This window comes from Micromonospora luteifusca (assembly GCF_016907275.1).
GTDB lineage: Bacteria > Actinomycetota > Actinomycetes > Mycobacteriales > Micromonosporaceae > Micromonospora > Micromonospora luteifusca.
Window position 1 is genome coordinate 535,576 of sequence record NZ_JAFBBP010000001.1, and the last position, 21,098, is coordinate 556,673.

Sequence of the window (21,098 nt, forward strand, 5' to 3'; positions counted from 1 at the left end):
GGGTCAGTCGGGTGTTCAACCGTGTCGCCATCGTCAACCGTGGTGAAGCCGCCATGCGGCTCATCCACGCGGTCCGCGAGTTGGCCGCGGAGACCGGCGTGCAGATCGAAACCGTCGCTCTTTACACCGACGTCGACCGTACGGCCACCTTCGTGCGCGAAGCGGACATCGCCTACGATCTCGGTCCGGCGTCCGCCCGCCCGTACCTCAATCTGGCGGTGCTGGAGCGCGCCCTGACCGAGACCGGGGCCGACGCGGCGTGGGTCGGCTGGGGTTTCGTCGCCGAGGATCCGGCGTTCGCCGAGCTGTGCGAGAAGATCGGCGTCACGTTCGTCGGGCCGAGCCCGGACGCCATGCGCCAGCTCGGCGACAAGATCGGCTCGAAGCTGATCGCCGAGAAGGTAGGCGTGCCGGTCGCGCCGTGGAGCCGTGGCGCCGTCGAAACCCTGGACGCCGCACGTGCCTCGGCGGCCGAGGTCGGCTACCCGCTGATGCTGAAGGCGACCGCGGGCGGCGGCGGACGCGGCATCCGCGTGATCAGGAACGAGGCCGAGCTGGTCGACGCGTACGAGCGCACCAGCCAGGAGGCGGCACGGGCGTTCGGCAGCGGCATCGTGTTCCTGGAGCGCCTGGTCACCGGCGCCCGGCACGTCGAGGTCCAGGTCATCGCCGACGGGCAGGGCACGGCGTGGGCGCTCGGCGTCCGCGACTGCTCGGTGCAGCGACGCAACCAGAAGGTCATCGAGGAATCGGCGTCGCCGGTGCTCGACCCGGCACAGGCCGCCGAGCTCAAGACGTCGGCCGAGCGGCTGGCCGTGGCGGTGGGCTACCGCGGTGCGGCGACCGTCGAGTTCCTGTACCACCCCGGCGACCGCCTGTTCGCGTTCCTCGAGGTCAACACCCGCCTACAGGTCGAACACCCGATCACCGAGTTGACCACCGGCTTCGACCTGGTCAAGGCACAGCTGCACGTCGCCTCCGGCGGGCGACTCGAAGGTGCGCCGCCGGCCGAGCGCGGTCACGCCATCGAGGCTCGACTGAACGCCGAGGATCCCGACCGCGACTTCGCGCCGTCACCGGGCCGCATCGCGCGACTGGACCTGCCCAGCGGGCCGGGCATCCGGGTGGACACCGGCGTCAGTGAGGGCGACACCATCCCGGCCGACTTCGACTCGATGATCGCGAAGATCATCGCGTACGGCCGCGATCGCGACGAGGCGCTCGGCAAGCTGCGTCGGGCGATGGCGAACACCACGGTGATCATCGAGGGCGGCGCGACCAACAAGAGCTTCGTGCTCGACCTGCTCGACCAGCCCGAGGTGATCGACGCCAGCGCGGACACCGGCTGGATCGACCGTGTCCGCGGCGAGGGCCGACTCGTCACGCACCGCCACTCCGCGGTCGCGCTGGCAGCCGCCGCCATCGAGTCGTACGAGGAGGAGGAGCGCGTCGAGCGGCAGCGGTTGCTGTCGACGGCGTCCGGCGGACGCCCGCAGGTGCAGCACGCCAGCGGTCGACCGTTGGACCTCAAGCTGCGCGGTGTCAGCTACCGCACGCGCGTCGCGCGGGTCGGCGCACACCGGTTCCGCGTCGGCATCGAGACGGGCGCCGTCGTCCGCACCGCCGACGTCGACCTCGACCGATTCGATCGGCACACCGGCCAGATCGTCGTCAACGGCATCCGGTACCGCCTGCTCACCGGCACCTACGGGCCGACCCACCTGGTCGAGGTGGACGGCGTGACCCACCGGGTCAGCCGCGACGAGGGTGGCGTCCTGCGCTCCCCGATGCCCGCGCTGGTCGTCGCCACGCCGTTGGAGGTCGGGGCCGAGGTCGAGGCGGGCGCCCCGGTGCTGGTGCTCGAAGCGATGAAGATGGAGACGGTGCTGCGGGCGCCGTTCAAGGCGCGGCTGAAGGAGTGCGCCGTCTCCGTGGGCAGCCAGGTTGAGGCGGGTGCGCCGCTGCTGCGCCTGGAGCCGCTCGCCGACGAGGCCGACGAGACCGCGGACGACCCGGCCGCCGAGACCGTCGAACTGGACCTGCCCACCGCCGCCGAGAACACTCCGGCGGACGAGCGCAGCCGGCGCGGTCAGGAGGACCTGCGCGGTCTGCTGCTCGGCTTCGACGTCGACCCGCACGACGACCGTCGGGTGCTCGACGGCTACCTGACCGCCCGGCAGGCTGCCACCGACGCCGGTCCCCGGCCACTGGCCGCGGAACTCGACCTCATCGAGGTGTTCGCCGACCTCGCCGAACTGAGTCGCAACCGGCCGACCGGCGAGGACGGCGGCGCCTCGCACGTCCACAGCGCCCGGGAGTACTTCCACACCTACCTGCAGAGCCTCGACGTCGAGCGGGCCGGGCTGCCGGATGCCTTCCAGACCAGGCTCGCCAAGGCGCTCGGCCACTACGGCGTCACCGACCTGGAGCGCTCCCCCGCCCTCGAAGCCGCCGTCTTCCGGATCTTCCTCGCCCAGCAACGCGCGTCCGCCGACGCCACGGTCATCGCGACGCTGCTGCGCGCCTGGCTGCGGGAAACCCCGCCGGACGACACGCTTCGCGAACCCGCCGGCCTCGCGCTGGAGCGGCTGATCGCCGCGACGCAGGTCCGCTTCCCCGCAGTCGCGGACCTCGCCCGCGGCGTGGTGTTCGCCTGGTTCGCCCAGCCGCTGCTGCGCCGCAACCGCGCCCGCGTCTACGCCGAGGTCCGCGGGCACCTGCGGCACCTCGACGCCCACCCGGACGCGGCGGACCGCGCCGAGCGCATCGCCGAGATGGTACGCAGCACCGAACCACTGGTCCGGCTGCTCGGCCAGCGGCTCGTCCGCGACAACCTCGACAACGCGGTCATGCTGGAGGTGCTGACCCGGCGGTACTACGGCAACAAGGCGCTCACCGGGGTGCGCGCGCACGAGGTCGCGGGCTGCACGTTCGTGGTCGCCGAGCGCGCCGACTCCAGTGTCGTCTCCGCCGCCGTGAGCTTCGACGCGCTGGGCAGCGCAGTGCGCGGCCTGGCCGAGCTGGCCAGCGGCGAGGACTCCGTGGACGCCGACATCTACCTCGGCTGGGAGAACCAGCCGGAGGACTTCGACGCGATGGCCGCCGCGCTGGCCGAGGTCGTCGCCGCGCACCCGCTGCCGCCCCAGGTCCGTCGGGTCACCACCACCGTCGCGGGTCGCGGCGGAGCGGTCATGCACCACCACTTCACCTTCCGCCCGTCCAGCGATGGGATGACGGAGGACCGACTGATCCGCGGCCTGCACCCGTACATCGCGCAGCGGATGCAGCTGGAGCGGCTGCACAAGTTCGACCTGACCCGGCTGCCGTCGGCGGACGAGGAGGTCTACCTCTTCCAGTGCGTGGCGCGGGAAAACCGGGCGGACGAGCGCCTCGTCGCGTTCGCGCAGGTGCGTGACCTGACCGAGCTTCGCGAGCAGGACGGCCGCCTGGTGGCCCTGCCGACGACCGAGGACGCCGTCGCCGCCTGCCTCGACTCGATCCGCCGCGCCCAGTCGCGGCGACCGTCGAAGACCCGCTTCAACACCAACCGGATCGTGATCTACGTCTGGCCGCCGAGCGAGCTCACTCGCGAGGAGATGGAGATGATCGCCGGGCGCGTCCGTCCGACGACCGCGGGCGCCGGGCTTGAGGAGATCCTGTTCATCGCGCGGCAGCGTGACCGCCGGACCGGCGAGCTGACCAAGATCGCCGTACGGATCTCGTTCGACGCCGCGGGCGGCGCCGAGCTGGCCGTCGGTGAGCCGCCGGTCGAGCCGCTCGAACCGCTCGACGAGTACCGGCTGAAGGTGCTGCGGGCGAGTAGCCGCAACACCGTCTACCCGTACGAGCTGACCGGCCGGCTCGGCGACTTCGTCGAACACGACCTCAACGACGACCACGAGCTGGTGCCGGTGGATCGGCCGAAGGGGCGCAACAGCGCCGCGATCGTCGCCGGAGTGGTCACCACGCCGACCGAGCGGCACCCGCAGGGTGTCACCCGGGTGGTGCTGCTCGGCGACCCGACGAAGGCGTTGGGCGCCCTGTCGGAGCCCGAGTGCCGGCGCGTGATCGCCGCCCTGGATCTCGCCGAGCGGATGAACGTGCCGCTGGAGTGGTGGGCGCTGTCCGCCGGCGCCCGAATCTCCATGACGACCGGTACGGAGAACATGGACTGGGTGGCCGCTGCGCTGAAGCGGATCGTCGAGTTCACCCAGGCCGGCGGTGAGATCAACATCGTCGTCGCGGGCATCAACGTCGGCGCGCAGCCGTACTGGAACGCCGAAGCGACGATGCTCATGCACACCAAGGGCATCCTGGTGATGACCCCCGACTCGGCGATGGTGCTCACCGGCAAGCAGTCGCTCGACTTCTCCGGTGGTGTGTCCGCGGAGGACAACTTCGGCATCGGCGGCTACGACCGGGTGATGGGGCCGAACGGGCAGGCGCAGTACTGGGCGCCGAACCTGACGGCCGCGCGGGACGTGGTGATGTCGCACTACGACCACACGTACGTCGCGCCCGGCGAGGACGCGCCACGACGGGCGGCCACCAGCGACCCCACCGACCGCGACATCTCCGGCTTCCCGCACGACGTCGCGGGCAGCGCCTTCAGCACCGTCGGGGAGATCTTCTCCGTCGAGCACAACCCGGACCGCAAGAAGCCGTTCGACATCCGTACGGTGATGCGGGCCCTCTCCGACCAGGACCACCCGGTGCTGGAGCGCTGGGCGGGCATGGCGGACGCGGACACCGCGGTCGTGCAGGACATCCACCTCGGTGGCATCCCGGTCTGCCTGCTCGGCATCGAGTCCCGGTCGGTGCCCCGGCATGGCTTCCCGCCCACCGACGGCCCGGACACCTACACCGCCGGCACCCTGTTCCCCCGCTCGTCCAAGAAGGCCGCGCGGGCGATCAACGTGGCGAGCGGCAACCGGCCTCTCGTCGTACTGGCCAACCTGTCCGGCTTCGACGGCTCACCGGAGTCGATGCGCAAGCTGCAACTGGAGTACGGCGCCGAGATCGGCCGGGCGATCGTGAACTTCCGGGGGCCGATCGTCTTCTGCGTGATCTCGCGCTACCACGGCGGCGCGTTCGTGGTGTTCTCGAAGGCACTGAACCCGAACATGACCGTGCTGGCGCTGGAGGGCTCGTTCGCCTCGGTGCTCGGTGGCGCCCCCGCCGCCGCGGTGGTGTTCTCCGCCGACGTCAACGCCCGCACGGCGGCCGACCCCCGGGTGCGGGACCTGGAGGCCCGCGTGGCCGCCTCGGCCGGCACCGAACGCGCCGCGCTCACCGCCGAACTCGACGAGCTGCGCTCGTCGGTCCGCGCGGAGAAGCTCGGCGAGGTGGCCACGGAGTTCGACCGGGTGCACAACATCCAGCGCGCCGTCGAGGTCGGCTCGGTGGACGCCGTCATCCGCGCCGCCGAACTGCGTCCGCGCATCATCGAGGCCATCGAAGCGCACCTGGGATAACGCGACGAGACGGGCGGGGCGGGCTCGGTTCCTGGAAGGCGAGGAACCGGGCCCAGCCCCGCCCCGTTCTCATCCGGTCGTCTCCCGGTCGCCGACGGCCTGGAAACGCAGCCGTGCACGACGGCGTGCCCCTGCTGCGGCAGCATTCACCCCCAGCCGGTTCGTCGCCCATGGCTCGGGCCGGTGTCGGCCTGCCAGGCGGCGACGAGATCCTCGCGTGCCCGGGCGACACGGGAGCGGATCGTGCCGACGGGGCACTGGCAGAGGTCTGCGGCCTCGGCGTAGGACAGGCCGAGCACCTGGGTGGCGACGAACGCTTCGCGCCGCTCCCTGGTCAGGCCGGCGATCAACTGCTGCAGGGTCACTCCCTCGTCGGCGCCGGCCGTGATCGCGCCGGCGGCCTCGGCCGCGGCCTGCCAGTCCGGGACCGTTGCCGACCTTGGCCGGGCCACCGCCGTCCGGACGTGGTCCACGGCAACGCGCCGGGCGATCGTGAACACCCACGTCCGGGCCGACGAGCGGCCGGCGAATCCGGGCAGGTTGCGAAATGCCCGCAGGAACGTCTCCTGGGTCAGGTCGTCGGCCTCGCCCGGCCCGACGAGGTGCGACAGGAACCGCCAGACCTGAGCCTGCAGGGCCCGGATGAACGCCGTGCCGGCCTGCCGGTCGCCCTGGCCTGCCTCCTGCGCCCACCGGGTCACCTGGTCGTCGTCACCGACGCCGTTGCGCACAGACCACCGTCCTGGGTGCCACGGGCGCTCCTCCATGCCGAGATGCCGTCGTCGAATCGTGCCGGTCAACCGCGCACCCTGGTTGTCGGACACCGGTCCGGAAAAGTTCCCGGGAGTCCCCCTTCGGTTGATCAGCCTGCGACGGGCTGGTCCTGGATACCGCGGTTACCGCTCCCCCAGCCCGGCCGAGACGGGCAGGCCGAGGCCGCTGACGGCCGCCGCGACCAGGGCTTGCGGGGAGAGCGAGACATCGAGCACGAGCACCGACTCGTCCGGCTCGGCCGGTTCCAAAGTGGCGAGTTGTGATTCGAGCAGACTCGCCGGCATGTAGTGCCCCTCCCGCCGGGCCATCCGGGCCCGGATCACCTCGGCCGGCCCGTCGAGGTGCACGAAGTCCACCCGGAGCGGGCCCTGACGAAGCACATCCCGATATGACCGCTTCAGCGCCGAGCAGGCCAGCACCGTCGACCGGCCCTCCGCGCCGCGCTCGGCCACCCAGGCGGCGACGTCCCGCAGCCAGGGCCAGCGGGTGGCGTCGTCCAGTGGCACGCCGGAACGCATCCGCGCCACGCTTTCCGGGGAGTGGAACTCGTCCGCCTCGGCGAACTCCAACCCGGTCGCCGCGCTGATCCCTCGCGCCACGGTGGTCTTGCCGGCCCCGGAAACGCCCATCACCACGACGTGCCGGGTGGGCTGGTCGCCGCTGCGCCGCTCACCAGTCATGAACCGTGCCGTCCTTGAGCCGGTTGAACGGCAGGTACGCCGGCTCGTACGGGAACCGCGCCGCAACCTCCTCGTCGAGCTCCACCCCGAGTCCCGGTTGGTCGCCCGGGTGCAGGTAACCGTCGGTGAAGGTGAACGACTGCCGGAACACCTCGTTGGCCAGCGGGGTGTGCTTCATGTACTCCTGGATCCCGAAGTTGTGGATGGCCAGGTCCAGGTGGAGCGCCGCGGCCATGCCCACCGGCGAGATGTCGGTGGGGCCGTGGATGCCGGACTTGATCTGGTACTGGGCGGCGAAGTCGAGCAGCTTACGCATGGCGGTGATGCCGCCGGTGTGGGTGACGGCGGACCGGACGTAGTCGATCAACTGCTCCCGGATCAGGGTCTGGTAGTCCCAGACCGTGTTGAAGACCTCGCCGATCGCCAGTGGGGTGGTGGTGTGCTGGCGGACCAGCCGCAGTGCCTCCTGGTTCTCCGCCGGGGTGCAGTCCTCCAGCCAGAACAGGTCGTACGGTTCGAGGGCCTTGCCGAGCTTCGCGGCCTGGATCGGGGTCATGCGGTGGTGACCGTCGTGCAGCAGCGGCAACTCCGGGCCGAACTCGTTGCGCACCGCCTCGAAGACCGAGGGCAGGTGACGCAGGTACGCGCGGGTGTCCCAGTCCTCCTCGACAGGCAGCGGGGTGCGCTGTGCGGGTTCGTAGTCGTAGCGCTGCCCGGTGGCGCTGGGTTGTGCGGCCACACCGTAGACCGCGTTGATCCCCGGCACCGAGGTCTGCACCCGGATCGATCGGAATCCCTCGTCGAGGTGGCGGCGGATGGAGTCGAACAGTTCGGGGATGTCCCGCCCCGACGCGTGCCCGTACGCCATGATGCCGGTGCGGGACGCGCCGCCCAGCAGTTGGTACAGCGGCATGCCGGCCGCCTTGGCCTTGATGTCCCACAGCGCGACGTCCACCGCGGCGATGGCAGCCATGGTGACCGGTCCACGACGCCAGTACGCCGACCGGTACAGGAACTGCCAGGTGTCCTCGATCCGGTGCGGGTCCCGGCCCATCAGCAGCGGGGCGACGTGGTCCCGCAGGTACGAGGCGACGGACAACTCACGGCCGTTGAGCGTGGCGTCGCCCAGACCGGTGATGCCCTCATCGGTGGTGATCTTCAGGGTGACGAAGTTCCGGTCGGGGCTGGACACGATGATGTCTGCTGCGACGATCTTCACGGGGTGCCTTTCGTTCTTACCGGTCGGGTGGACTCACCACTCCGCGTAGGAGCCGTCGGGGTGCCGCCAGGTCGGGCTGCGCCAGGCGTGCCCGCGCTTGTCCGCGGTCCGCACCGCGTGTTCGTCGATCTCGATGCCGAGACCGGGTGCGGTCAGCCGAGACACGTACCCGTCGACGAAGGTCAGTGGGGTCTTGTCGAGGCAGTAGTCGAGCACCTCGGCGTCCAGGTTGTAGTGGATGCCGATGCTCTGTTCCTGGATCAGGAAGTTGGGTGTGGCGAAGCCGACCTGGAGACAGGCGGCGAGGGCGATCGGCCCGAGCGGGCAGTGTGGGGCCAGCTGCACGTCGTACACCTCGGCCAGGGTGGCGATCTTGCGGACCTCGGTGATGCCGCCGGCGTGCGCGAGATCCGGCTGGGCCACGGCGATGCCGGCCTGCAACACGGGCAGGAACTCCTGCCGGCTGTAGAGCCGCTCTCCGGTCGAGACCGGGGTGGTGGTGCAACGGACGACCTCACCGATCAGATGAGAGTTCTCCGGCACCACCGGCTCCTCGAGGAAGAACGGCCGGTACGGCTCCAGGAGCGGAGCGACCCGCCGGACGTTGGCGAGGGTGAATCGCCCGTGGAAGTCGACCGCGACGTCACGGTCGTCGCCGAGGACCTCGCGGGCGGCGGCCACCCGCTGCACCACCGCGTCGAGCTCGGCGACCGAGGCGAGCGCACTCATCGGCCCGGAAGCGTTCATCTTCACCGCGGTCAGGCCCGCTTCGATCCGGGCGCTGATCTGATCGCGGATCTCGGCGGGCTCGTCGCCACCGACCCAGCCGTAGACCCGGATCCGGTCCCGGACCGGCCCACCGAGCAGTTGGTGCACGGGGGCGCCGTAGTGCTTGCCGGCGATGTCCCAGAGCGCCTGGTCCAGACCGGACACCGCGCTGGCGAGGATCGGGCCGCCCCGGTAGAAGGAGCCCTTGGTCAGCACCTGCCAGTGGTCCTCGATGCGCAACGCGTCCCGACCCGTCAACAGCTCGCTGAGTTGATGGACGGCCGTGCGTACGGTCTCGGACCGGCCCTCGCAGGTCGCCTCGCCCCACCCGACGATGCCGGACTCCGTCTCGATCCGGACGAACAGCCAGCGCGGTGCGACCAGGAAGGTCTCCACCTTTGCGATCTTCGTCATGGAGTTGTCAGCCCTTCGTGGCACCGGCGGTGAGGCCGGAAACGACGTACTTCTGCACGAACAGGGCGATCAGCATGATCGGCAGGGTGACCACCGTCGCGGCGGCCATCAGGCCGCCCCAGTCGATGCTGGCGTAGCCGACGAAGTCGAAGATCGCGACGGGGAGCGTCTTCGTGTCGGAACCGGAGAGCACCAGGGCGAACATGAAGTTGTTCCAGGAGAAGATGAACGAGAGGATGCCGGCCGTCGCGACGCCGGGCACCGACAGCGGGAGGGTGATCCGCCGGAACGCGCCGATGTGGGTCAGCCCGTCGACCAGCGCCGCCTCTTCCAACTCGGTCGGCAGGCCGTCGAAGTAGCCCATCATGATGTAGACGATCAGCGGCAGCGACACGAACATGTGGCTCAGGATCAGCACGCTGAACCCGCCGACCAGCTTCAGGTTCGAGAAGACGTAGTACCAGGGCACCAGGAGCGAGACGCCGGGGATCACCCGCGCCATGAGCACGACGAGCGCAGAGTTCTTCATGTTGAAGCGGCTCATCGAGTAGGCGGCGGGCACCCCGAGCAGCAGCGAGAGCACGGTGGCCGCGAACGCCACCCAGAGGCTGTTGCCGATGAACTGGAGATAGTTCGCCTGCTGGAGAACGGTCTCGTAGTTCTTCAGGCTGGGCGAGAAGACGAACGCCTTGGCGGTGTCGTAGATGTCCACGTTGGTCTTGAACGACGCGGCGATCATCCAGAGCAGCGGCGCCATCAGCGCGAACACCACGACGACGAGGGCTGACGTGCGGAACACCCGGTACGGCTTGCTCGGCTTCATCGGCCCAGCCCCTTCTTGCGATAGGTGAGGGCCCACATCACCCCGATGATGATCAGGAAGAAGATGATGAGAACTGTCGACGAGACGCCGTAGTCGTTGTAGTCGAAGCTGAGACCGTAGGCGTACACGTTGAGGGTCTCGACCTCGTGGAAGGACCCACCGCCGCGCCCCTTGGTGGCGTAGAGGATGTCGAACGTCTTGAGCGCGTCGATGCCGCGCAGCAGGATGGCGACGATCACCGTGGGCATCAGCAGCGGAAGGGTGACGTGCCGAAACCGCTGCCAACTGCTGGCACCGTCGATGCGGGCCGCTTCCTGGGGCTCGTCGGAGAGTGCGGTGAGCCCGGCGAGCAGGATCAGAACGACCATCGGCGTCCACTGCCAGATGTCGATGAACATCGTCGTCGGCAGGGCCGAGTGCTGACCGGCCAGCCACGGCTGGGGGCCGATCCCGATCCAGCCGAGCAGCTGGTTCGCCATCCCGATGTTGGGGTCGAAGATCAGGCGCCACATCATGCCGACCGCGACCGGAGTGGCCACCAGCGGCAGGAGGATCGCGACGCGGACCCATTTCTCACCGCGGAAGGGCCGCCACAGCAGCAGGGCTATCGCCATGCCGAGGACGACCTCGAAGAACAACACGACGCCGGTGAAGAGGACGGTACGCCAGACCGCCGGCCAGAACCGGTCGGTGTCGGTGAGCACGTCGAGGTAGTTCTGAAATCCGATGAACTCGGACTCGGCGCGTACCGAACCCTCGGCGTCGGTCAGGCTCAGATACCCGGTCCACGCCACCGGGAAGATGATCAGCACGGCGACGAACGCCATGGCGGGTGCCGCGAAGAGCCACTTGCGGTGTTCGTTGGCCCAACGCGACCAGGCCGACGTCTCCGGGAACGCCGCGGGGGCCTCGGGCGAATCGGTGCGGGGTGTGATGACGGCTGACATTGAGATCTCCGGGGTCGGGGGCCAGGTCCCGGCGAGGCGGCGGAGCCCGTCGGCTCCGCCGCCCAGCGCCTTGGGTTACTTCGCCTCGTCGTCGAGGAACTTCTGGAACGCCGTGTTCGCCGCGTCCGCCGAGCTGGCGGCGTCCTTGCCGGTGATCGCGTCGACGATCGGCTGGCCGACGATCTCCCGCGCCTCAGCCACCTTGACCACCAGCGGACGGTCGTGCCCGACGCCGTTGGCGGTGCTGACCGTGTTGGCCTCGGCAAGGTCCTTCGGGTAGGAGGCGGTGCCCGCCGGGTTGGCCCAGACCGAGGTACGAGCGCCCGGGACGCCGGCCACCTGCTGCGCCAGCGCCTGCTCCTTGCCGGCCGCCCACTGGATGAACTTCCAGGCGTTGTCCTTGTTCTCCGAGTTGTCGTTCACACCGAGCGCCCAGGAGGGGATGTTGTACGGCTTCGAACCGGCCGGGCCGGCGGGGAAGGCGGCGAAGCCGACGGTGTCGACGACCTTGGACTTGGTCGGGTCGGTGGCGTTCTTGTAGAGCGAGTTGGCCTCGGTGTAGAAGGCGGCCTTGCCCTGCGTGAAGATCGCCATCGCCTCCGACCAGCTCATGTCGGTGCTGATGTTCTCCGGGCCGTGGTCCTTGAGCAGGCCGCCGTAGTAGGCGTACGCCTGCTTGGCCTGCTCGGTGTTGACCGTGGCCTTTCCGCTGGCGTCCACGAAGTCGCCACCGAAGCTGAAGAGGAAGCTGGAGAACTGCGTGACGGCGGCGGCCTTGCCGGTCCGAGCGACGAAGCCGGCGACGCCCGGGTTGTCGGCCTCCACCTTCGCCGCCTGCGCCTTGAGCTCGTCGAGGGTCTTGGGCGGCGCGGTGAAGCCGGATTTCGCCAGCAGGTCCTTACGGTAGTAGAGGACCTCCTGCTCGGTGATGATCGGCAGCCCGACCACCTTGTTGTCATAGGTGGTCGCCTGCACCGGCCCGGCCTGGAAGTCACCGAACTCGAAGGCGCTGTCCGACTTGGCCTTCTCGCTCAGGTCGGCGAGGTACTTGTTCTTACCGAACTGCTTCCCCTCCTGCAGGGGTCGGTACATCATCACGTCGAGGTCGCTGGACCCGGCATTGAGCTTGACGTTGTACTGGTCGGAGAGCTGGTCCTCGCCGAGTTGGGTGACTTCGACCTTGAGGCCGGACTGCTTCTCGAACTCCGGCAGGGCCTTCTTGATGTTCTCCGTCCACACGTGGTTCACCAGCGTCACGCGAAGGGTCTTCGAGCCTTCGCCGCTGTCGCCGCCACCACAGGCGCCCAGGCTCATGGCGGTGACCACGGCCAGAGAAGTGCCGATTATCGATCGACGTCGCACGCTTGTCTCACCTTCTGTCGTGGCCGCCGCCCCCGAGGGAGCCGCTACCTCGGTGTTACATCCGCTTAACATCGGGATGCTAGGCCGAAAAACCGGATTATTTCAATAGCTTGATGCAACTGATACGATCTTTGAGTGGAACCGTCCTCATCAGAGGCTGCAGCCGCTCAGACCCTCCCTGCCGAGGCCGGGCTGCACGCCCGCGTCCTCGAACACCTCGGCACCGACATCTGCGGCGGCGAGCTGGCACCGGGATCGGTCCTCAACATCGACGAGCTGGTCGACCGGTACGCCGTGTCCCGCTCCGTCGTCCGCGAGGTGCTGCGGGTCCTGGCCTCGATCGGATTCATCGAGGCACGTCGCCGGGTGGGGGTGATGATCCGACCAGCGAGCGCATGGAACGTCTTCGACCCGCAGGTGATCCGCTGGCGTCTCGCTTCAGCTGGCCGGATGGCTCAACTCCGGTCGATCACCGAACTGCGCACCGCCGTCGAGCCGCACGCGGCCCTACTGGCCGCCCACCGGATCGGCCACGACGAAGCGAGCGATCTCGTCGGACTGGCGGCGAAGATGTGGGCGGCCGGCAAGGCCGGTGACGAGGAGCGCTTCCTGCACCTCGACATCGAGTTTCATCGGCGCGTCCTGCTCGCCTCCGGCAACGAGATGTTCGTCCGGCTTCAGGAGCTGGTCGCGGAGGTGCTCACCGGCCGGCACAAGCACCACCTCATGCCGCACCACCCGCACGAGCAGGCTCTCCAGATGCACGCGGATGTCGCTCAGGCGATCCAGCGGCGTGACGGAGAACGCGCCCGGCAGGCGATGGTGCAGCTGATGGAGCAGGCTTTCGACGAGATGAAGTCGCTGTGGGAGCAGACCGACATGGCCGACATAAGCACAGACGGCGGTCCGACGACCACCCGGTGACCGGAGCATGATCATTTGGATCTAGGGTCCCCAGGTGTTGCGGCCGGATCACGGCCTCGGGCAAGGATGGGACAGACGGATGCACAATGCTGGTCGAGGGTTGACACGGAGATTGGGCCTGCTGGTGACGGCAGCCCTCGCGGTCTCAACCGGGCTTCTCATGGCACCCGCGCGAGCCGCCGAGCCGGTGACCGCTGCGGTGAACGACGCGCTGACCGCCGATGACGGGCAGACCGTGCGGTCTCCCGACGGAACGTTGGGCGTCGCCGTCAGCGACGACGGTGGGCGGCTCGCGTACAGCGTGACCAACCGCGGGAAGGTGACCGTCGGCACCTCCGGTCTCGGCCTCGACCTCGCCGGGCGTCCCAGCCTGACCGAGGCGATGAGCATCGTCTCCGTCCAGCATCGCACCATCGACGAGACGTGGAAGCCGCTCTGGGGCACGGACAGCACCGTCCGCAACCACGCTCGTGAGCTCACGGTCCACGCCGTGCAGGCGGGCACCGGGTTCCGCCTGGATATTGTCGTTCGCCTCTTCGACGATGGCGTCGGGATCCGCTACCACATACCGGCCCAACCGGGGCTTGACGACTACACGGTGACCGCCGAGCGCACCGAGTTCACCCTGGACCCGGCCGCGCGGAGCTGGTCCATCGCCGCCGGAAAAGACTGGAACGCCGACGAACAGCACTACCGCGACCAGCCCCTGTCGGCGGTGCCGACGGCGCAGACCCCCATCACGGTGGCGTCCGGAAAGTCGTACCTGGTGGTGCACGAGGCCGACCTCACCGACTACCCGAGCATGACGCTGAAGGCGGTGCCGGGTCAGCCGGGACGGTTCTCGAGTGATCTGATCAGCCTCCCGGACGGCACGAAGGCGAAGCTGCGCGGCGACTTCGCCACCCCCTGGCGCACCCTGACCATCGGGGAACGACCCGGTGACCTGGCCGAGTCCCACCTCATCGAGAACCTCAACGACCCGTGCGCGATCTGCGCCGACGACACGTCGTGGATCAAGCCCGCCACCTACGTCGGCGTTTGGTGGGAACTGCAGCGCCGCCAGACCACCTGGACGTACGGCCCGACCCACGGCGCCACCACCGCTCGCCTCAAGCAGTACATCGACCTGGCGAAGCGGGCCGGCTCCAAGTTCGTGCTGGCCGAGGGTTGGAACACGAACGCCGGTGGCAACTGGACGAACCAGGACTTCCTCACCCCGCAGCCCGACCTCGACCTGCCGGCGGTGCTCGCCTACGCCAAGCAGAACGGCGTCGAGTACATCGCGCACAACGAGACCCGGGGCGATGTCGACTACTACGACCAGCACATGGAGGAGATCTTCTCCCGGTACGAGGCGCTCGGCATCCACGCCATCAAGACCGGTTACGCCACCAAGTTCCTGCTCGGCGGGGTGAACCGCAGCCACTTCGACCAGGAGGCGGTCCGCCACTACCAGCGGGTGATCGACGCCGCGGCCCGGCACCACATCACGATCGACGCCCACGAGTCGATCAAACCGACCGGCCTGGCGCGTACCTACCCCAACATGATGAGCGGCGAGGGCGTCGCGGGCATGGAGCAGCAGAACTACAAGGGCGCGAACGGCAACCCGCCGGCGCAGGCCACCATCCTGCCGTTCACCCGGTTCATGGGCGGCCCGGCCGACTACACCCCCGGTGTGCTGAACGTGACCTGGGATCCGGCCAAGCTCGGCACCCGCGTCCAGACCACCTCGACCGCCCAGCTGGCGCTGTCCACGATCTTCTACAGCCCGCTCCAGATGCTCGCGGACACTCCGGAGAACTACGCCGCGCACCCCGGCTTCGCGTACCTGAAGGACCTGCCCACCACCTGGGACGAGAGCCGGGTGCTCGACAGCGCCATCGGCGACTACACCACGACGGCACGCCGACACGGCGACACCTGGTACGTCGGCGCGATCACCGACGAGAACGACCGGACCCTGACGATGCCGCTGTCGTTCCTGTCCCGCGGCTCGTACGTGGCGGAGATCTACGCCGACGCCGCCGAGACGACCTGGCGCGGCAACCCGCTGCCCGTCGAGATCCGCAAGGTTCTCGTTCGACCGTCGACGGACCTCAGCATGTCCATGGTCGCCGGCGGTGGCCAGGCGGTCCGGATCCGGCCCGCCTCCGCCGGGGATCTGCGTGACCTCGACTGGTACGCCGCGCCCCGCGCGAAGTTCGGCGCTGCTCAGGCGACGTTGGACGAGACGACACAGCGCCTGACCGTGACCGCGTCACTCACCAACCCCGCAAGCACCGTGGCGGCCTTCCCCGCCCAGTTGTTCGTCGACGGTCGTGCTGTCGGCGAGACGCGGACCGTTCGCGTCGCCGGCGCCGCGAGCACCACCGTGGAGCTGACCCTGCCCGCGACTCAGGTCCCCGACCAGGACTTCAAGGTCGCCGTCGGCGCACCGACCGGCGAGCACGGTAAGCAGGTGCGGGTGCCGCAGACTCGCTCCATGCAGCGACTCCTCCAACAGCTGCGCAAGTCTGGCGAGGTGACGCAGGCAGCGCTCAGCACGTTGCGGCAGCGGGCAACCGAGGCCGAGTCCGCGCTGGACAGCGGTGACGTGACCGGGCGACTGCGCGCTCTGCAGAACCTCCGCCTGGATCTCTATGGTCAGCCGCTGGCAGAGGTGACCCTGACGGCGCGTACCGCGATCGACGACCTGCTCACCGTCCGACTCGGGCCTGCGCGCGGGCTGCTCGCCATCGCCAGGAACGTGCGACTGGCCGCGGACCTGCAGACCATCGAGCCCGCGCTGTCCCGGCGGCTCCTGGGCGAGATCGCCACCGCGACCCGGTCCGCGTCGGCGAACGACACCACCGCGATGCGGGACGCCCTCGGCCGGTTCGGCGTCCTCGTGACGGCCGCCCCGGCCGGAAAGATCGCCCCTGAGGTCGCGGCGAAGCTGCTCGCCTCCACCGCCGCGCTCACCGCCAGGCCGAGCACCCTCCAGGCGGAGGCCGCGCAACTGCTCGGTGAGGCATGCCTGCGCACCAACCACGCCGGATACACCGGCACCGGCTTCGTGGCCTGCCTCAAGACCCAGAACAGCGGCCTACGGTTCAACGCCCCGGTCTCCGGCGACGGTGACTACACGGTTCGACTGCGCTTCGGCAACGCCATGGGTGCCACCCAGACGATGACCCTGAGCAGCGGAGCGGCGTCGGTCCAGGTCCAGATGCCGACCCTGCCGACCTGGCCGACCTGGTCCGAGCAGACCGTCAAGCTCCCGATTGCCCGGGGCGACTCGGTCAACCTCGTGTTCGGCCCCACCGACAACGGCAACGTCAACGTCGACGCGATCACCCTCGAACCAGACCTGGGTGTCGTCACGCAATCATGAGGTAGCAGACAGCAGGGCCGGCCCGTCAGGGCCGGCCCTGCTGTCTGGAGGGCCAGCGACACCGCGAGGTGCATCGCGGATCGGTGGCCGCCGTCGTGCCCACTGTACCCACGGCACCGCACGCTGGTAACCCATCAGCTCGCCGTTTCGTGCTGTGCCAACTGGCAACGTTGTTTCTAACCAGTCAAACGTGGATCGGCCAGCAACACGACATGGTCGGCTTCGACATCAAATCCGAGCACCGGATGCTGGTGGCTACCCTCGGGAGTCATAAGGACCGGCTTGCCCAACCTGCGCCCGATCGCTGCGAAAAACCGGCACAGCATGTCCAGCCGCTGCTGGCCCTGCAACTCCCGCAGGTCGATGTCGAAGTCAATCTCGACCGCCGAGTATGGCCAGAAGTTGACCAGGACACCCGGTGTCGGCCACACCTGCAAGATCGGCAGCTCGTCGTCAGCAAGTCGAGCCAGTACATCGGTTGCTGGAGGAAGCGGTACGACCCTGTCACCCACTCGATATTCCCATTTCCAGCCCTGCGTCTGGACGAGGTCGAACACCGCCTGCCAGTCCTGCACCGAAGCATCTTCGACACGAACGTCCGGCAACGCACCCATCAGGTTCGGGTCGAAGAAGTTCTTCACGTGGTCCCACACAAGGTCAGGCACCCCGTCATGCTGGCTGACCGGTGGTGATAACGCATCCCTATTGCGTAATGCTTCAAGGCCACCCCGAGTACCGAAGTTGTACTCTCCGTTCCGCACGGCCCGGGACGCGGTTGGAGCGGACATCCCGAGCGGCGATATGACTCAGCGGAATATTTATACCTGTGAGTCATACCGCTCACTGGCACATCCGCCGTCCAGCGGGGTGACAGGCCGGGTCCGTCCGGGTTGCCCCGGACCTAGGAGGCTCCGCCCCGCCGACCCGCGCCGGCGGCGGAGGGCCGGTGAGCGATGCGGGGAGCCCGCACGGCGGACGAGGTGCCGGACCCCGGGCGGAAGTCCCGTGCGGCGCTGGCCACCATCTCGTCGGAGTCACGAGTGAGCGTCTGCCGGATGTGCGACGGGACGACCTCGGACGTCGCCATCGCCAGTCGGACCTGCACCGCACGGTCGTCGACCAGGCGCGCCAGATCGGCCTCGCCCAGCTCGACCGCACGCACCAGCGCGACACGGACGTCGACCACCGGATCCGCGGCGAGCGCGCTGCGCTGCTCGGCGGTGGTCCGCGGGTTGCGGGCAACCCCCTTGCGTACGCGTGCGGTGCGATCGGCCAGCAGGGTGGTGATCACGTCCGGGTCGTGGGTGTGGGTGGCGAGTCGTTCCCGTACCTCGGGTGAGACGTCGTCGGTCAGCTTGGCGGCCAACTCGGGCTCCAGCTCGCGACTCTCCGCGAGGAGACCACGCAGCTCCTTGTCCGATGCCTCGGACATCACCCGGCGGATCGACTCGTCACAGGCCGGGTTGGCGGCGACCGCCCAACGGACCCACCGGTCGGCGTCCTTGACCAGACGCATGAGGTTGGCGAGCGAGGTCGAGGGGTTTCTCGCCACGGCCTCCCGCACCTGACGATCATGGTCCCGGGTCAGCGGTCGCAGCGCCTGCGCGGGCGCGTCGGCCCGAGCGGCGACCGCCTTGCGGACCACCGGCGACGGGTCGGAAGCCAGGTCGATAAGGGTCATCTGTGGCGTTGTGGGGTCCTGTGCGAGGGCGAGCCGTGCGTCAGCGCCGCCACCGATCGGACGGTGGGCTGTGGTGTCGGACCCGCTCTGATGGTCGGGCTCGCCGACGTCCTGCTGTTTCCCCATGGCGCAATCATGTCACGCGCCCGATCTGACGCTGGGTAGTCGTAGCCCGGACATGCCACCGTCCACCGCCAGCGACGACCCGGTCACCGACCCGGTCGTGGGCGACGCGAGGTAGACGACGGCGGCGGCCACCTCGTCGGCGGTCACCAGGCGCCCGGTCGGCTGGCGGGAGGCGAGCTGCCGCTTCTCCGCCGTCGGGTCGGCCGCGCCGGCGAGCAGGCGGGTCACCCAGGGCGTGTCCACGGTGCCGGGGGCGACGCAGTTGACCCGGACCCCCTCCGTCACCAGGTCGGCGGCCATCGCGAGGGTGAGGGCGTGCACGGCGCCCTTCGACGCCGAGTACAGGGCGCGCCGGGGCAGGCCGACGGTCGCCGCGATCGAGGAGATGTTGACGATCGCCGCGGACGACGACCGGCGCAGGTACGGCAGGGCGACGGCGCTCGTTCGGGCCACGCCGGTCACGTTGACGTCGAGCACCCTGCTCCACTGCTCGTCGTCGTCCTCCTCCACGGTGCCCACGGCGGAGATGCCGGCGTTGTTGACCAGGATGTCGATGCCACCGAACGCGTCGGCGACCGAGGCGACGGCCCCACCCAGCGAGGACCGGTCGGCCACGTCCGCCCGGACGCCGTGCACGCGAGGATCGTCGGGCAGGCCCGACAGGTTCAGGTCCAGTACGCCCACCCGGGCGCCGGCGGCCACGAACGCCCGCACGCAGGCCTGCCCGATCCCCGAGCCACCTCCGGTCACCACCGCCACGAGGCCGTCACACCGCATGCTTCTCTCCCATCCCGAGTGGTCCTGCGAGTTGCCGTACCGCCGTCAGGCGTTCCTGAGCGTGTTCCGCTGCCGGCCGAGGCCGTCGATCTCGACCTCCATCACGTCACCGGCGGCCAGGTACGGGAAGCGGCCGGAGAGCGCAACCCCCTCGGGGGTGCCGGTGTTGATGACGTCGCCCGGGTCCAGGACGGTGTACTGGGACAGGTGCCAGACCAGGTACGCCACGTCGAAGATCATGTCTTTCGTGCTGGAATCCTGCCGGGGCTCGTCGTTGACCCAGGACCGCAGCCGCAGCGCCCGCGGGTCGCCGACCTCGTCGGCGGTGACCAGCCACGGGCCGAGGGGTTGGAACGTCTCGCAGGACTTGCCCTTCGACCATTGGCCGCCCGAGGCGGCGAGCTGGAAGTCCCGCTCGGAGACGTCGTTGGACAGCACGTACCCGGCGATGTGCGCGACGGCGTCGGCCGGCGAGGCGAGGTAGCGGGCCCGACGGCCGATCACCACCGCCAACTCCACCTCCCAGTCGGTCTTCGCCGATCCGCGCGGGATCAGGACGTCGTCGTAGGGGCCGACGACCGTGTTGGGCGCCTTGTAGAAGATGATCGGTGTGGTCGGTGGCTCGGCACCCGACTCGGCGGCGTGCGCGGCGTAGTTCTGCCCGACGCAGAGGACCACCCCGGGGCGGGCGATCGGCGCCCCGACCCGCTGACCGGTGACGTCGATCTCGGGCAGGTCGGTGGCCTCGCGGACCCGCTGGACGCCCCCACCGGAGAGGAACTCCCCGTCGATGTCGGCGGTGAGCGACGAGAGGTCGAAGTGCCGCCCGTCGACGGACAGCACGGGGCGCTCCTGCCCGACGAGCCCGACGCGCATGAATCTCACGAACCAACCTCCAGTGCATGGGTACGAATCGGACGTCGGCGACGAACCTATTTCCTATAGGATGTTGCGTTGCTAGTGTGTACTCGCTCACACGCGCACAGTCAAGGGGTTCTCTAGGAGACGCGATGGCCCAGCAGCAAGCTCGCGAGGGCCGAATCCGTCCCGCTCGACGACTCACCCTCGCCGAGGATGTCTACGAGTCGATCAAGACCCTGGTCATGGACCACATCCTTCCCCCGGGCGAGCGGGTCAACATCGATGCGCTCGCCCGGGAGCTGGACGTCTCCCCCACCCCGGTACGCGAGGCCCTCGCCCGTCTGGAGGCCGACGGACTGGTCCGCAAACGCCCGCTGTCCGGCTACACCACCACGCCGTTGCTGAGCCGCGCCGAGTTCGACGACCTGTTCGACGTCCGCCTGCTGCTGGAGGGCGCCACCGCCGGCCGGGCCGCCACGCACGCCTCCGCTGAGCAACGGCGACGGATCGGCGCCGAGGCTGGGGCGAACATCGACGTGGAGGCCGGCGACGGTTACCGCCGCCACGCCGCCTTCACCACGCTGGACGCGAAGTTCCACGACCTGATCGCCGAGGTCGCCGGCAGCCCACTGCTGCGCGACAGCATCACGCGGCTGCACTCGCACCTGCACCTGCACCGGCTGTACTTTCCGCCCACCGGCGCCCCGGACACCAACATCGAGCACCAGCGCATCGCCGCCGCCATCATCGCCGGCGACTCCCGGGCCGCCACCGATGCGATGCGGGCCCACCTGAGCGCCGCCCGGGAGCGCCACCTACCCGCCTTCGACCGGCTTCCCGCGCCCGCAGCACCGCACGACCCGGTGTGAGCCCACCCCCGACACATCCGAGG

15 protein-coding genes are annotated in these 21,098 nt (G+C 69.4%); 4 read left to right on the forward strand and 11 right to left on the reverse strand.

Translation table 11 applies throughout. The annotated features are described in order from the left end of the window. Positions 1-11 precede the first annotated feature (11 nt). Positions 12-5,474 carry an ATP-binding protein gene (locus JOD64_RS02330; RefSeq protein WP_204940666.1) on the forward strand — a complete coding sequence of 1,821 codons (5,463 nt, stop codon included), beginning with the start codon at positions 12-14 and terminating at the stop codon, positions 5,472-5,474. 146 nt (positions 5,475-5,620) lie between these two features. Here JOD64_RS02330 and JOD64_RS02335 read toward each other — a convergent pair whose 3' ends face one another. The 7 genes from JOD64_RS02335 to JOD64_RS02365 form a co-directional block, all read right to left on the reverse strand. Beyond that, positions 5,621-6,205, reverse strand: coding sequence for a sigma-70 family RNA polymerase sigma factor (locus JOD64_RS02335; protein WP_307813175.1), 585 nt, complete (start codon positions 6,203-6,205; stop codon positions 5,621-5,623). A 165-nt stretch (positions 6,206-6,370) separates the two neighbouring features. Beyond that, complete coding sequence (locus JOD64_RS02340; RefSeq protein WP_204940667.1) at positions 6,371-6,928, reverse strand: gluconokinase; 558 nt, start codon at positions 6,926-6,928, stop codon at positions 6,371-6,373. Next, the gene (gene manD, locus JOD64_RS02345) at positions 6,918-8,147 is read right to left on the reverse strand and encodes a D-mannonate dehydratase ManD (protein WP_204940668.1); all 1,230 of its coding nucleotides are present in this window, start codon (positions 8,145-8,147) and stop codon (positions 6,918-6,920) included. Before manD ends, JOD64_RS02340 begins: the two co-directional genes overlap by 11 nt. Before the next feature lie 33 nt (positions 8,148-8,180). After that, positions 8,181-9,329 carry a galactonate dehydratase gene (gene dgoD / locus JOD64_RS02350; RefSeq protein WP_204940669.1) on the reverse strand — a complete coding sequence of 383 codons (1,149 nt, stop codon included), beginning with the start codon at positions 9,327-9,329 and terminating at the stop codon, positions 8,181-8,183. A gap of 7 nt (positions 9,330-9,336) precedes the next feature. Next, the gene (locus tag JOD64_RS02355) at positions 9,337-10,152 is read right to left on the reverse strand and encodes a carbohydrate ABC transporter permease (protein ID WP_204940670.1); all 816 of its coding nucleotides are present in this window, start codon (positions 10,150-10,152) and stop codon (positions 9,337-9,339) included. Continuing rightward, on the reverse strand, positions 10,149-11,099 hold the full coding sequence (locus JOD64_RS02360) for a carbohydrate ABC transporter permease (protein ID WP_204940671.1): 951 nt from the start codon (positions 11,097-11,099) through the stop codon (positions 10,149-10,151). The genes JOD64_RS02355 and JOD64_RS02360 overlap by 4 nt, the downstream gene beginning before the upstream one ends. Positions 11,100-11,174: 75 nt before the next feature. Beyond that, complete coding sequence (locus JOD64_RS02365) at positions 11,175-12,461, reverse strand: ABC transporter substrate-binding protein (RefSeq protein WP_307813177.1); 1,287 nt, start codon at positions 12,459-12,461, stop codon at positions 11,175-11,177. Between the two features lie 135 nt (positions 12,462-12,596). Between JOD64_RS02365 and JOD64_RS02370 the strand changes: the two genes are divergently transcribed. Both JOD64_RS02370 and JOD64_RS02375 read left to right on the forward strand, forming a co-directional pair. After that, entirely contained in the window at positions 12,597-13,385 is a 789-nt protein-coding gene (locus tag JOD64_RS02370) for a FadR/GntR family transcriptional regulator (protein ID WP_204940672.1), read from the forward strand. Between the two features lie 160 nt (positions 13,386-13,545). Continuing rightward, complete coding sequence (locus JOD64_RS02375; protein ID WP_204940673.1) at positions 13,546-16,761, forward strand: glycoside hydrolase family 97 N-terminal domain-containing protein; 3,216 nt, start codon at positions 13,546-13,548, stop codon at positions 16,759-16,761. Positions 16,762-16,937: 176 nt separating this feature from the next. Here JOD64_RS02375 and JOD64_RS02380 read toward each other — a convergent pair whose 3' ends face one another. The 4 genes from JOD64_RS02380 to JOD64_RS02395 form a co-directional block, all read right to left on the reverse strand. Next, a complete protein-coding gene (locus JOD64_RS02380) occupies positions 16,938-17,426 on the reverse strand; it encodes a hypothetical protein (RefSeq protein ID WP_204940674.1) in 489 nt (162 codons plus the stop codon). A 236-nt stretch (positions 17,427-17,662) separates the two neighbouring features. Continuing rightward, positions 17,663-18,568: a hypothetical protein gene (locus JOD64_RS02385; RefSeq protein ID WP_204940675.1), complete on the reverse strand. Its 906-nt coding sequence runs from the start codon at positions 18,566-18,568 to the stop codon at positions 17,663-17,665. Between the two features lie 12 nt (positions 18,569-18,580). Further along, a complete protein-coding gene (locus JOD64_RS02390) occupies positions 18,581-19,345 on the reverse strand; it encodes an SDR family NAD(P)-dependent oxidoreductase (RefSeq protein WP_204940676.1) in 765 nt (254 codons plus the stop codon). Positions 19,346-19,390: 45 nt separating this feature from the next. Then, positions 19,391-20,230, reverse strand: a complete 840-nt coding sequence (locus tag JOD64_RS02395; RefSeq protein WP_204940677.1) for a fumarylacetoacetate hydrolase family protein — start codon at positions 20,228-20,230, stop codon at positions 19,391-19,393. A 125-nt stretch (positions 20,231-20,355) separates the two neighbouring features. On the opposite strand from JOD64_RS02395, the gene JOD64_RS02400 reads away from it, so the two are divergent. Beyond that, positions 20,356-21,075 carry a GntR family transcriptional regulator gene (locus JOD64_RS02400; RefSeq protein WP_204940678.1) on the forward strand — a complete coding sequence of 240 codons (720 nt, stop codon included), beginning with the start codon at positions 20,356-20,358 and terminating at the stop codon, positions 21,073-21,075. The last annotated feature ends 23 nt before the right edge of the window (positions 21,076-21,098 follow it).